At 66.7% G+C, this 11,856-nt stretch carries 14 protein-coding genes and 1 tRNA gene; 11 read left to right on the forward strand and 4 right to left on the reverse strand.

The genetic code is table 11. The features are described 5' to 3' along the window. Positions 1-227 precede the first annotated feature (227 nt). The 10 genes from fabD to M2299_RS03920 all read left to right on the forward strand — a co-directional run bounded on the left by fabD (position 228) and on the right by M2299_RS03920 (position 8,619). Positions 228-1,172, forward strand: coding sequence for an ACP S-malonyltransferase (fabD, locus tag M2299_RS03875; RefSeq protein ID WP_105163530.1), 945 nt, complete (start codon positions 228-230; stop codon positions 1,170-1,172). Between the two features lie 82 nt (positions 1,173-1,254). Beyond that, a complete protein-coding gene (gene fabG, locus M2299_RS03880; protein WP_025874078.1) occupies positions 1,255-1,998 on the forward strand; it encodes a 3-oxoacyl-ACP reductase FabG in 744 nt (247 codons plus the stop codon). Positions 1,999-2,150: 152 nt separating this feature from the next. Further along, positions 2,151-2,390 (forward strand): acyl carrier protein, encoded by a 240-nt coding sequence (gene acpP / locus M2299_RS03885; RefSeq protein WP_025874077.1) that lies wholly within the window; start codon positions 2,151-2,153, stop codon positions 2,388-2,390. Between the two features lie 145 nt (positions 2,391-2,535). Continuing rightward, entirely contained in the window at positions 2,536-3,798 is a 1,263-nt protein-coding gene (gene fabF / locus M2299_RS03890; RefSeq protein ID WP_025874076.1) for a beta-ketoacyl-ACP synthase II, read from the forward strand. 92 nt (positions 3,799-3,890) lie between these two features. After that, positions 3,891-5,255, forward strand: coding sequence for an aminodeoxychorismate synthase component I (locus M2299_RS03895; protein WP_280883912.1), 1,365 nt, complete (start codon positions 3,891-3,893; stop codon positions 5,253-5,255). 129 nt (positions 5,256-5,384) lie between these two features. After that, positions 5,385-6,446 (forward strand): endolytic transglycosylase MltG, encoded by a 1,062-nt coding sequence (gene mltG, locus M2299_RS03900; protein ID WP_223484770.1) that lies wholly within the window; start codon positions 5,385-5,387, stop codon positions 6,444-6,446. After that, positions 6,443-7,108 (forward strand): dTMP kinase, encoded by a 666-nt coding sequence (tmk, locus tag M2299_RS03905; protein WP_280883913.1) that lies wholly within the window; start codon positions 6,443-6,445, stop codon positions 7,106-7,108. The genes mltG and tmk overlap by 4 nt, the downstream gene beginning before the upstream one ends. Further along, positions 7,105-8,061: a DNA polymerase III subunit delta' gene (locus M2299_RS03910; RefSeq protein WP_025874072.1), complete on the forward strand. Its 957-nt coding sequence runs from the start codon at positions 7,105-7,107 to the stop codon at positions 8,059-8,061. The genes tmk and M2299_RS03910 overlap by 4 nt, the downstream gene beginning before the upstream one ends. Next, complete coding sequence (locus tag M2299_RS03915) at positions 8,058-8,411, forward strand: PilZ domain-containing protein (RefSeq protein WP_025874071.1); 354 nt, start codon at positions 8,058-8,060, stop codon at positions 8,409-8,411. The genes M2299_RS03910 and M2299_RS03915 overlap by 4 nt, the downstream gene beginning before the upstream one ends. Before the next feature lie 133 nt (positions 8,412-8,544). Next, positions 8,545-8,619 (forward strand) — tRNA-Val (locus M2299_RS03920). 54 nt (positions 8,620-8,673) lie between these two features. Here the strand turns inward: M2299_RS03920 and M2299_RS03925 are convergent. Then, positions 8,674-9,102 carry a hypothetical protein gene (locus M2299_RS03925; protein ID WP_099783038.1) on the reverse strand — a complete coding sequence of 143 codons (429 nt, stop codon included), beginning with the start codon at positions 9,100-9,102 and terminating at the stop codon, positions 8,674-8,676. Between the two features lie 560 nt (positions 9,103-9,662). On the opposite strand from M2299_RS03925, the gene M2299_RS03930 reads away from it, so the two are divergent. Then, entirely contained in the window at positions 9,663-10,043 is a 381-nt protein-coding gene (locus M2299_RS03930) for a tautomerase family protein (protein ID WP_108266915.1), read from the forward strand. Between the two features lie 82 nt (positions 10,044-10,125). Here the strand turns inward: M2299_RS03930 and M2299_RS03935 are convergent, their stop codons facing one another. Genes M2299_RS03935 through M2299_RS03945 form a run of 3 tightly spaced genes read right to left on the reverse strand, consistent with a single transcriptional unit; the run spans position 10,126 to position 11,856 of the window. Then, positions 10,126-11,199 (reverse strand): contractile injection system protein, VgrG/Pvc8 family, encoded by a 1,074-nt coding sequence (locus M2299_RS03935; protein WP_280883914.1) that lies wholly within the window; start codon positions 11,197-11,199, stop codon positions 10,126-10,128. Then, on the reverse strand, positions 11,190-11,405 hold the full coding sequence (locus M2299_RS03940; RefSeq protein WP_099842002.1) for a tail protein X: 216 nt from the start codon (positions 11,403-11,405) through the stop codon (positions 11,190-11,192). Before M2299_RS03940 ends, M2299_RS03935 begins: the two co-directional genes overlap by 10 nt. Continuing rightward, on the reverse strand, positions 11,389-11,856 hold the full coding sequence (locus M2299_RS03945) for a phage tail protein (RefSeq protein ID WP_105163537.1): 468 nt from the start codon (positions 11,854-11,856) through the stop codon (positions 11,389-11,391). Before M2299_RS03945 ends, M2299_RS03940 begins: the two co-directional genes overlap by 17 nt.

Genomic DNA, 11,856 nt, shown 5'->3' on the forward strand with positions numbered 1-11,856 from the left:
GGGGGGGGGTGTGTGGGGGGCGGCGCGGGCCCCTCCGCACGCCCCCCGGGGGGGGGGGGGGGGCGGGGGGGCGGCCCCCCCCCCCCCCCCCCGGGGGGGGGGGCCCCCCCCCCGCCGGACCCCGTATCGCGGCACTGTCCATACGCCGTGCATACGCGCACGTACAGACGACACGGCATGTTCCCCCTTATCATGGCCCGCTTCGATTGCAACAAGCGGATGACCGCGTGACCGTATCCACCCTCGCTTTTGTCTTCCCCGGTCAGGGCTCGCAGTCTGTGGGCATGCTGGCCGAGCTGGCCGAACTGCACCCGCAGGTGCGTGAGGCCTTCACCGAGGCATCCGATGGTGCCGGCGTTGACCTGTGGGCGTTGTCCCAGGGCGGCCCGGAGGAAATGCTCAACCGTACCGAATACACCCAGCCTGCCCTGCTGGCCGCCAGCATCGGCGCGTGGCGCGCCTGGAGCGCCGTGGGCGGTCCGCGTCCGTCGGTTCTGGCGGGCCACAGCCTGGGTGAGTACACCGCCCTGGTCGCCGCTGGCGCCCTCAGCCTGCACGACGGTGCGCACCTGGTGCGCCTGCGCGGCCAGCTGATGCAGGACGCCGCTCCCGCAGGTGTCGGCGCCATGGCCGCCGTGCTCGGCGCTGAAGACCAGCTGGTGCTGGACGTCTGCGCAGAAGCTGCCGGCAGCCAAGTGGTCGTTCCGGCCAACTTCAACTCGCCGGGCCAGATCGTGATCGGCGGCGACGCTGCCGCGGTCGACCGCGCGCTGGCGCTGCTGGCCGAGAAGGGCGTGCGCAAGGCGGTCAAGCTGGCCGTCAGCGTGCCCTCGCACACCCCGCTGATGCGCGAAGCCGCCAACCGTCTGGCCGAAGTGATGGCCGGCCTGTCCTGGCAGCTGCCGCAGCTGCCGGTGGTGCAGAACGTCGACGCCAAGGTGCACGACGGTGTGGACGCGATCCGCGCCGCGCTGGTGCAGCAGCTGTACCAGCCCGTGCAGTGGACCGGCTGCGTGCAGGCGCTGGCCGCCCGTGGCGTCACCCGGATTGCCGAGTGCGGCCCGGGCAAGGTGCTGACCGGTCTGGTCAAGCGCATCGACAAGGCCATCGACGGCCGTTCCCTGGCCACCCCGGGCGACTTCGAAACCGCCCGCGAGACGTGGTCGGCCTGATTGCCCCTGTTCCTGCCGACCGTGCCGGTGGCCGCTGCAAGCGGCGCGGGTGCGGCGGCCGCCCCAGCCTGAGGAAAACATCATGAGCAAGCCCCTGCAGGGTGAAATCGCACTGGTTACCGGTGCCAGCCGTGGCATTGGTGCCGCCATCGCCGATCTGCTGGCCGCCCAGGGCGCCACCGTCATCGGCACCGCCACCACCGATTCCGGCGCCGCCGCGATCGGCGAGCGCCTGGCTGCCCACGGCGGTCACGGCCGCGCGCTGAACGTCACCGACGCCGCTGCGCTCGATGCCGTGCTTGACGGTATCGCCAAGGAATTCGGCCCGATCTCGATCCTGGTCAACAACGCCGGCATCACCCGCGACAACCTGCTGATGCGCATGAAGGAAGACGATTGGGCGTCGATCATCGACACCAACCTGACCAGCGTGTTCCGTACCAGCAAGGCCGTCATGCGCGGCATGATGAAGGCGCGCAAGGGCCGCATCATCAACATCGCCTCGGTGGTGGGCGTGACCGGCAACGCCGGCCAGGCCAACTATGCCGCCGCCAAGGCCGGCATCATCGGTTTCTCCAAGTCGCTGGCCAAGGAAATCGGCTCGCGCGGGGTCACCGTCAACGTGGTCGCGCCGGGCTTCATCGACACCGACATGACCAAGGCGCTGCCGGAAGAAGCGCGTACCGCGCTGATCGGCGACATCGCCCTCGAACGCCTGGGTTCGCCGGAGGACATCGCCCATGCGGTGGCCTTCCTGGCCAGCCCGGCTGCCGGCTACATCACCGGCGAAACTCTCCATGTGAACGGCGGCATGTACATGCCGTAAGCAAGGGGCGCAGGGATCGCGCCGCAAGTGGTTGATCTGCGAGGATTTTTGCTGCAATGCAAGGTCACGCCGGTTTCCACTACACTATCCCACGGCCATCGCCTTTGATGGCGACCACTTTTGAACCACTACTCCATCTGGAGCGATATCCCATGAGCACCATCGAAGAACGCGTCAAGAAAATCGTCATCGAACAGCTTGGCGTCAAGGAAGAAGAAGTCACCAACAGCGCATCGTTCGTCGATGACCTGGGCGCTGACTCGCTGGACACCGTCGAGCTGGTGATGGCGCTGGAAGAAGAATTCGAGTGCGAGATCCCGGACGAAGAAGCCGAGAAGATCAGCACCGTGCAGGCTGCGATCACCTACATCACGGCCCACGTCAAGGCCTGATGCAGGACGTCAGTGCGCGTGCGGGCGTTGAGTCCGGCGCGCACGACACCCCATGGGGCCGCTGTTTGCGGCCCCGTGTGTTTGCGCACCACACCGAAGTAAACCGCGTTACCCGCAAAGAACGTTCGGGTCAGGAGAATCAGCAATGAAGCGTCGCGTCGTCGTAACCGGCCTGGGTATGGTCTCGCCGTTGGGCAATGATCTGGCCAGCAGCTGGGAAGGCATCACCCACGGTCGTTCGGGCATCGGTCCGCTGACCAACGTTTCTGATGCCTACCTGGAACGGTTCACCACCAAGATCGCAGGTGAGGTCAAAGGCTTTGACATCACCGCCGACAACGAACTGTTCGGCAAGTACCGGGTCAGCGGCAAGGATGCCAAGAAGATGGACCCGTTCATCCATTACGGCCTCGGTGCCGCCTTCATGGCCCTGCATGATTCGGGCCTGGAGATCACCGACGCCAACGCCGACCGCATCGGCGCCATCGTTGGCGCCGGCATCGGCGGCCTGCTCGGCATCGAAGAGCAGACCATCGAATTCCACGAAGGGAAGAAGATCTCTCCCTTCTACGTTCCCAAGACCATCATCAATATGCTGCCGGGCCAGCTGAGCATCATCAGCGGCCTGAAGGGCCCGTCGTTCTCGGCGGTCTCGGCGTGCGCCACCTCCAATCATTCCATCGGCACCGCCATGCGCATGATCCAGTACGGCGATGCGGACGTGATGGTGGCCGGCGGTGCAGAGCGCGGCTCCTCGCCGACGGCGCTGGGCGGCTTCTGCGCGATGAAGGCGATGAGCACCCGCAACGATGCTCCGGAACAGGCCTCGCGCCCGTGGGACAAGGACCGTGACGGCTTCGTGCTTGGCGACGGCGCCGGCATCCTGATCCTGGAAGAGTACGAGCACGCCAAGGCGCGTGGCGCGAAGATCTATTGCGAGCTGGCCGGTTTCGGCGCCAGCTCCGACGCGTACCACATGACCGCGCCGAGCGAGAACGGCGAAGGCGCTGCGCGCTGCATGACCATGGCCATGAAGGACGCCGGTGTCACCCCGGAACAGGTCGGCTACCTCAACGCACATGGCACCTCGACCCCGCTGGGCGACCTCGGTGAGACCATGGCGATGAAGACCGCCTTCGGCGACCACGCCTACAAGATGATGGTCAGCTCCACCAAGTCGATGACCGGCCACCTGCTCGGCGCTGCCGGCGGCGTGGAAGCGATCTTCTCGGTGCTGGCAATGCGTGACAACGTGATTCCGCCGACCATCAACCTGCAGCAGCCGGGCGAAGGCTGCGACCTGGACTACGTGCCCAACGAAGCACGCCAGGCCAAGGTCGACGTGGTGATGTCGAATGGTTTTGGTTTCGGCGGCACCAACGGCACGCTGATCTTCAAGCGCGTCTGATCGCACCGGTAGGGTCGAGCCATGCTCGGCTCCGCCAACCACGAGGCCGCCGCAAGGCGGCTTCCGTGTATCCGTCTCGCGAACTGGCTGCCATGACCCACGCCCCGCTGATCCACCCGCTGCCGCACCCGATCGACCTGCTGGCCCTGCAGCAGCGCGACCCGGCGCGTTTCCCGCTGCTGATGGAGTCCACCGCCTCGGGCACTGCGCAGGGCCGCTGGAGCCTGCTGCTGGCCGCGCAGGGCGACACCCTGCAGCTGGACGCCGATGGCCAGGTGCGCGACCAGCACGGTGCGGTGCAGCCCGGCAGCTTCCTGCAGGCGCTGGACCGCGCATGGCAGGCACAGCGCCTGCCGCACGACGGCGGCCACGCGTTGCCGTTCCGCGGTGGCTGGGCGCTGATGCTCGATTACGAAGTGGCCAGCCAGGTCGAACCGGTGCTGCCGGCGCGCGCGCGCGATGACGGCCGGCCGACCGCACTTGCCCTGCGCTGCCCGGCCGCCGTGCTGCATGACCACCAGGCTGACACCAGCTTCCTCGTTGCCGAAGCGGGCGAGCAAGCGCTGCTGGACTCGCTGGTCGCGCTGGTAGCGGGTGAACTGCCGCCGGCCGGGCAGGGCTGGCAGCCGCCGCAGTCGGTCAGCGAAGACGAGCCACAGCGCTTCACCGAGGGTGTGCGCCGGGTGATCGACTACCTGCGCGCCGGCGATGTGTTCCAGGTGAACCTGTCGCGGCGCTGGAGCGCGCACTTCGCAGCGCCGGTCAGCCCGCAGGCGCTGTACGCGCAGCTGCGGCGGGCCAATCCGGCGCCGTTTGCCGGCCTGTTCAGTGCGCACGGCCGGCATGTGGTCAGCTCGTCGCCGGAACGGCTGGTGTCGGTGCAAGGCGGCCACGCGCAGACCCGCCCGATCGCCGGTACCCGTCCGCGCTTCGAGGGCGACGACGATGCCGCGCGCATCCAGGAACTGGTCGGCCATCCCAAGGAGCGCGCCGAGCACGTGATGCTGATCGACCTGGAGCGCAACGATCTGGGCCGCATCTGCCTGCCCGGCACGGTCGTGGTGGACGAGCTGATGACCGTGGAAAGCTACGCCCACGTGCACCACATCGTCAGCAACGTCAGCGGCCAGCTGCGCGCGGACGTCACCCCGGGCGAGGTGATCGCCGCGACCTTCCCCGGCGGCACCATCACCGGCTGCCCGAAGGTGCGCTGCATGCAGATCATCAGCGAACTGGAGCAGGTGCCACGCGGCGCGTACACCGGTGCGTTCGGCTGGCTGAACCGCGATGGCGACCTGGACCTGAACATCCTGATCCGCACCGCCGAGGTGGACGGCAACGAGGTCAGCTTCCGCACCGGAGCCGGCATCGTGGTCGATTCGGACCCGGACAAGGAACTGGACGAAACCCGGGCCAAGGCCCGCGGCCTGCTGCGGGCGCTGGGGCAGCAGGGTTGATCGATTGCCGCCGCAGGGCACGGCTTGTGGGTGCCGACCGTTGCTTGGCACGGACGCGTGCCCCCGGTCATGACCCCGCCCCACCGGGCACGGTATCCTGCACGACGGAATCGAGTTCAGAGGTAGTCCATGGCGGGAGCCAAGCGCGGGTGTCTGTTGGTGGTAACGCTGCTACTGGTGCTGGCCGCCATCGTGGCCGGCGCGGGCGCGTGGTTCTTCTACAAGCAGAGCCAGTTTGCCGACGTGCCGTTGACCCCCAGTGCGGACAGCGTGGTCATCGCCAGCGGCGATGGCATGAACAGCGTGCTGCGCAAGCTGCGCGAGGCCGGCGTGGACGAGGGCCAGGACACCCAGTGGCAACTGCTGGCGCGCCAGCTCGATGCCGCCGGCAAGCTGAAGGTGGGCGAGTACGCGCTGAGCAATGACCTGACCCCGCGCGAGCTGCTGCTGCGCATGCGTGCGGGCAAGGTGCTGCAGCACCGCGTCACCATCATCGAAGGCTGGAACATCCGCCAGCTGCGCGCCGCGCTCAAACGCGCTGATCCGCTGCTGCACACCACCGACAACCTCGATGACGCAGCGCTGATGGACCGCCTCGGTTTCGCCGGCCAGCATCCGGAAGGCCGGTTCCTGCCGGAAACCTACGTCTACCAGCGCGGCGACAGTGACCTGGACGTACTCAAGCGCGCCCACGGCGCGATGGAGAAGGCGCTGGACGAGGCCTGGGAAAGCCGCGCCCCGGATCTGCCGATCAACACGCCCTACGAGCTGCTGACGCTGGCGTCGATCATCGAAAAGGAAACCGCGCTGGCCAGCGAACGACCGCAGATTGCCGGCGTGTTCATGCGCCGCCTGAAGATCGGCATGCGCCTGCAGACCGATCCGACCGTGATCTACGGCATCGGCGCGGCGTACGACGGCAACATCCGCCGCCGCGACCTGACCACCGATACGCCCTACAACACCTACACCCGCTCTGGCCTGACCCCAACCCCGATCGCCATGCCCAGCCGCGACGCGCTGATGGCCGCTGCACAACCGGCACCGGGCGATGCGCTGTACTTCGTCGCGGTGGGCGATGGCAGTGGCGCGCACGTGTTCTCGCCCAGCCTGGACAAACACAACGCCGCCGTAGCCCGCTACCTGCAGCAGCTGCGCCAGCAACGCACCCAGGAGACTCCGGCGCAATGAGTTCCGCGCTGCTTCGCCATCCCCGTTTCGTCAGCCTGGAAGGCGGCGAGGGCGCGGGCAAGACCACCGCCATCAACGCCATCCGCGAGTGCCTGCGCCGCCACGGCCATGAGGTCGTGTTGACCCGCGAGCCCGGTGGCACGCCGCTGGCCGAGCGCATCCGCTGCCTGGTGCTGAAGCCCGATGCCGAGATTGCTGCCGAGCCGCTCAGTGCCGAGGCCGAACTGCTGCTGGTATTCGCTGCGCGCGCGCAGCATGTGCGCCAGGTGATCCAGCCGGCGCTGCAGCGCGGCGCCTACGTGCTCAGCGATCGTTTCACCGATTCCAGCTACGCCTACCAGGGCGGCGGTCGCGGCCTCGACCCGCAGTGGATCGCTGACCTGGAGCGCCGCGCCGTTGGCCTGCTGCCCGGCTTGACCCTGCTGCTGGATGTGGACGTGGCCATCGGCCGCGCGCGTGCCAACGGCCGCGACCTGTGGCCGGACCGCATCGAAAGCGAACAGGACGATTTCTTCCAGCGCGTGCGCGAAGTGTTCCGCAGCCGTGCGCAGCAGGACCCGCAGCGTTTCGCGCTGGTTGATGCAGGCCAGGTGCAGGAGCGCGTGGCGGCCGATGTGGTTGCACGTGTCGAGCGCTGGCTGCAGCAAGGGGAGGGCGCATGAGTACGTTCTCGCCCTGGCAGCAGCGCGCGTTCGACCAGACCGTGGCTGCACTGGATGCGGATCGGCTGGGCCACGGCCTGCTGATCTGTGGCCCGGCCGGGCTGGGCAAGCGTGAGGTGGCCCTGGCGCTGGCCGACCACGTGCTGGCACGCGGGGATGCCACGCATGCCACCCGCACCCGGCAGCTGATTGCTGCCGGCACGCATCCCGACCTGCAGCTGATCAGCTTCATTCCCAACAAGAGCGGCGACAAGCTGCGCACCGAGATCGTGATCGAACAGGTGCGCGAGATCAGCAACAAGCTGGCGCTGACCCCGCAGTACGGCGTGGCGCAGGTGGTGATTGTCGACCCGGCCGATGCCATCAACCGTTCGGCCGCCAATGCGCTGCTGAAGACCCTGGAAGAACCGCAACCAGGGCGTTACCTGTGGTTGATCAGCAGCGACCCGGCGCGCCTGCCGCAGACCGTGCGCAGCCGCTGCCAGCGCCTGGAATTCAAGCTGCCGCCGCACGAGGAAGCGCTGGCCTGGCTACAGCAGCAGGGCCACAGCGAAGCGGCCGCGCATGAGGCACTGGATGCAGCACGCGGCCATCCCGGGCAGGCCGACAACTGGCTGCGCGAAGATGGCCTGAGCCTGCGTCGCGAGGTCGGCCGCGAGCTGGAACAGCTGGCCGCCGGCAAGACCGGCGCAGTGGAGCTGGCGCAGAAGTGGTGCGCCGATGACAACGCGGCGCTGCGCCTGCGCTTCGCCGCCGACCTGGCGCTGGCCCAGGCCAGCACCGATGCCTTGACCACGCCGGAGCGATTGCACAAGCTTGCAGCCTGGTTCGATGCGGCCAACCGCACCCGCGACCTGCTGCGCACCACCGTGCGCGCAGACCTTGCGGTGGTCGAGTTGCTGCTGGCCTGGAACAAGGTGAACGAGCGGCCTGCCGCAAGGGGAAATCGATGAGTGCCAGCAACGCCCGCCAGGGCATCCTGTCCCTGGCAGTGAAGGACAAGGCCGCGCTGTACAGCGCGTACATGCCGTTCGTGAAGAATGGCGGCATCTTCGTGCCCACGCCCAAGCGTTATTTCCTGGGCGATGAGGTATTCCTGCTGCTGACCCTGCCCGATTCCAGCGAGCGCCTGCCGGTGGCCGGCAAGGTGATCTGGGTGACTCCGGCCGGTGCGCAGGGCAACCGCACCGCCGGCATCGGCGTGCAGCTGGCAGATGGCCAGGAAGGCGAGACGGTGCGCCACAAGATCGAAACGATCCTGGCCGGCCTGACCGGTTCGGACAAGCCGACGCATACGATGTGAGGTTGCGGATTGGCCTGCCCGGTGGGGCCGGGCCATGCCCGGTTGATCGGGGAATTGGGCCGGGAAAACAGGATGTGAAAAGGTGTTGACGCCCTGAAAAACCGCCCTATAATGAGCGGCTCAGCAACACACCGGGCGGTTAGCTCAGCGGTAGAGCATTGCCTTCACACGGCAAGGGTCACAGGTTCGATCCCTGTACCGCCCACCATGTTGCAGAACGAAAAAAGCCTCCAGCGATGGGGGCTTTTTTGTTGCCCGTGATTTACCCGGGCTTGTTTGCCACCGCTGTGATCGCATCGCCGAGACCTGTCTGCGCGGCATGCGCGATCTGGCGCGCGGCCAGCAGCAGACCATTTCGATGGAAGTCGCCGATCTGCCCGTCGGTACTTCCGTCCACGCGTGCGCGCTCTGCCGCGTGCAGAAGATCGAGCACGGCGGTCAGTGCGGACAGTGAACGGCCGAGGGAGGCGAGGGTCTGTGCGTTGAGCATCTGCGTGGTGCACGGCTGGCCGTCTTCGCCCTCTCCCCTGCGGATCGCATCCAGGAAGGTGAAGAACATCGGCTGCGCGGGAGGGAACTGCTGCTCCTTCAGTGCGCACTCGATCTCGCGTGCGAGGTCTTCGGGAACGTTGCTGGCGATGTCGCCGATCAGAGCGTGCAGGCGCGGAATGAGGACGGTGTTGTTGGTCATGGTGGAACCCTCACTGGCATAGGGCCACCTTCCAAAGAGAAGGTGGCGGACGGTGCGGGTTGGCGTGCCAAGGCAGAAAAGCTCACTGGGAGAAAAGGCCTGGCGGATCTTGCGATCCCCACACACCGCCCGCCATTGAAGGCAGTCGGTGCATTCTCATTGCTGCGATAGAAATCGCAGCATCCAGTGAGCCTGTTCGTTTATTCGAGACGCCAATCCCGGCCAAGGCAACCTGCCTCGGCCTGGCGATCATCGAGTCGAACAATCACACTGGTCTGTAAGGAAATTTCGCAACTGCACCCGGGCGTACCGCGAGTTCCCCGATCCGTGCGTGACAGCACCCGCACGACGTGCGGCGCATCACTGATGGCGTGATCCACCGGCCGCGCTGACCCTGCGCCTGGCGTCACCCTGCATGCACGAACGTGGCGATCACGTCACTCCGCGCGGCGCATGCCATCGATGGAAGCAGAGGGTTCCATCCGTGCGCTGTCCCGCCGCCCTCGGCGGGCGTAATCTCGGCCCATTGCCGCGTCCCCTCCCATCCCTGGAGTGCCACCATGCCGCTCGCCCGTATCGATCTTCGCAAAGGTAAATCCGTCGAGTATCGCCAGCGTGTCGGCGAAGCAATCTACCAGGCCATGCGCGCCGTCGGCGTGCCGGAAAACGATCGCTTCCAGATCTTCCAGGAGCACGACGCCGGCACGCTCGTGTTCGACCCGGGTTATCTCGGCATCGCCCGCACCGATGATTTCATCTGCATCCAGATCACCTGGAACGAAGGGCGCACGCTGGAGCAGAAGAAGGCGCTGTATGCCGGTATTGCCGATGGACTGCACGCGGCGGTGGGGATCCGCCGCGAGGATGTGTTCATCAATCTGGTGGAAGTGAAGAAGGAGAACTGGTCGTTCGGTAATGGCCAAGCGCAGTACGTGAGCTGATGCGCGAAGAGCATCCACGCATGGCGTGGATCTACTGCGGGCAGCGCAGGGGCTAGGAGGCCAGTCCACGCATGGCGTGGATCTACACTTCGCTGCCCACCTGCGGGGTCTGCTTGACCGCTGCGCTGCTGGCCGCCTTCACCGATTCGGCGCTGTTGGGTTGCTCGCATTCGATGCTGGTGCGATAGCCGTCGCTGCCGATGCTGTGTTCGGCGCGCTTGACCAGCCACTCGCCATCCACGCCATCGCGAAAGCCCTGCATGATCACCGTGGCCTCGGCCATCAGCGTCTCGCGGCCTGGAAGGCTGTAGCTCAGCGTACGCGTCTGCCGCGCCTGCTCGCGGTGCTTGGCGCGCGCTGCGGCTTCGGCGGTTTCGCGGTCGGCATAGGCCATGCGCAGGCGCACGATCGGTTCGCCGCTGCCCACCTTCACCTCCTGGCGCTGCGCGCCACGCACATCGCGGTAGTAGGCGATGGTGGTGCCGGCATCGTCGCGGGCGGCGATGGTGACGCGGTAGCTGCTGCCATCGGCCGGCGTGAGGGTCACCTCCGGAATGCGCTCGCCACTGGCGGTGGTCGATTCGCCACGTTTGACCAGCATCAGCCGGCCACCGCCCGGTTTGGCGATGGCGTCGTGCTGCTTGGCCAAGCGCAGCAGCAGGTTCATGTCCGACTCCTGCGATTGCACCGTCAGCGGCAGCACGATGGATGCCAGTGACGCACTTACCGCAGCGGTCAGGCCGTGTTCTGCGGCCATCCGCTTGACCATGTCGCCAATCGTCGTGCCTTTTTTCCACGTGCGCGTTTTCTGCGTCTGCAGATCGTTCTTGCCGCCTTTGCTGGTTTCAAACGGCGCGGCACGTGCGCGCAGAGTCATGCTGCCGGGGTAGCCTGAAATCTCCACCTCGTCGCAGACGTACAGGCCCATGCGCCGCACTTCGCCGTCGTAGCCGATGAAGGCCTCCAGCTCCGCGCCCACCGGCGGCAGCTGGATCGGATCGTTCGGATCGTGGTCAGCCAGCTGCAGCTCCAACGTGTCCGAGCTGTTGCCGGTCTCGTCGGTGATGCGCAGTGACTTGAAGCGCGACATGATCTTGTCGGTGATGTCCTGGCTGTTGGCCACCACGCGGAACGCAGGTGCGATGTTCAATCCCACAGCGATACTCCCTTGCGTTCCTTGGCGGGGCGCTGCACGTCCGGCAGGACAATCGCCACACCAGCCGTGAGCACCGGGCCGCGCGCGGCCAGGCCGGGGTTGGCATCGAACACCGCGCGCAGGATCGCCGGCGATTGTTCGCCATAGTGCGCGTAGGCAACGCGGTCGACGACATCGCCATCGCGGGTGTTATACGTTCGTGCCATCGCTGTGCTTCCGGAGAGTGAGTGTGAAGTCCTGCTTCTGGATCTGGCTGTCGACGGTGAATTCACTGGAGGTGACGTCGATTTTCTCGATGACCCACAGACCCAGGTTGCCGCCCTTGCCGGTCAGCAGACGCTGCGGCTTTCCCTGGCTGGCCAGCTTGCGCAGTTGCGACATCTCGTTGCCGGCGCCACGGAACAGCGGGTAGACAACGCCCGGCAGTGTCATGGTGGCCGAACCCGGGCCGGTGTACTGCAGTGCAGGCATCTGCCCGACGCGATCCTGGGCCTGCCAGCGGAAATCGTTGGACTGCTGGATCTGCTGGAATACGGCCGTGTTGAGGCTGAACTTGAAGCCGCCCAGCATCAGCAGCACCGGCGCGTTGCCGGAATCATTGCCCTTGAATTGCGACAGCAGCTTGTCCACTGCGCCGGTTACGAACTCGCGCTTCAT

The organism is Stenotrophomonas sp. 1278, from assembly GCF_029892765.1.
Lineage (GTDB): Bacteria > Pseudomonadota > Gammaproteobacteria > Xanthomonadales > Xanthomonadaceae > Stenotrophomonas > Stenotrophomonas indicatrix.

Bases quoted from the DNA above. Each gene is read 5' to 3' on its own strand.
- tmk (WP_280883913.1), top strand. From the start codon at position 6,443: ATGAGTTCCGCGCTGCTTCGCCATCCCCGTTTCGTCAGCCTGGAAGGC.
- fabG (WP_025874078.1), top strand. From the start codon at position 1,255: ATGAGCAAGCCCCTGCAGGGTGAAATCGCACTGGTTACCGGTGCCAGC.
- M2299_RS03930 (WP_108266915.1), top strand. From the start codon at position 9,663: ATGCCGCTCGCCCGTATCGATCTTCGCAAAGGTAAATCCGTCGAGTAT.
- M2299_RS03910 (WP_025874072.1), top strand. From the start codon at position 7,105: ATGAGTACGTTCTCGCCCTGGCAGCAGCGCGCGTTCGACCAGACCGTG.
- fabF (WP_025874076.1), top strand. From the start codon at position 2,536: ATGAAGCGTCGCGTCGTCGTAACCGGCCTGGGTATGGTCTCGCCGTTG.
- M2299_RS03940 (WP_099842002.1), bottom strand. From the start codon at position 11,405: ATGGCACGAACGTATAACACCCGCGATGGCGATGTCGTCGACCGCGTT.
- mltG (WP_223484770.1), top strand. From the start codon at position 5,385: ATGGCGGGAGCCAAGCGCGGGTGTCTGTTGGTGGTAACGCTGCTACTG.
- M2299_RS03925 (WP_099783038.1), bottom strand. From the start codon at position 9,102: ATGACCAACAACACCGTCCTCATTCCGCGCCTGCACGCTCTGATCGGC.
- M2299_RS03945 (WP_105163537.1), bottom strand. From the start codon at position 11,856: ATGAAGCGCGAGTTCGTAACCGGCGCAGTGGACAAGCTGCTGTCGCAA.
- M2299_RS03915 (WP_025874071.1), top strand. From the start codon at position 8,058: ATGAGTGCCAGCAACGCCCGCCAGGGCATCCTGTCCCTGGCAGTGAAG.
- acpP (WP_025874077.1), top strand. From the start codon at position 2,151: ATGAGCACCATCGAAGAACGCGTCAAGAAAATCGTCATCGAACAGCTT.
- M2299_RS03895 (WP_280883912.1), top strand. From the start codon at position 3,891: ATGACCCACGCCCCGCTGATCCACCCGCTGCCGCACCCGATCGACCTG.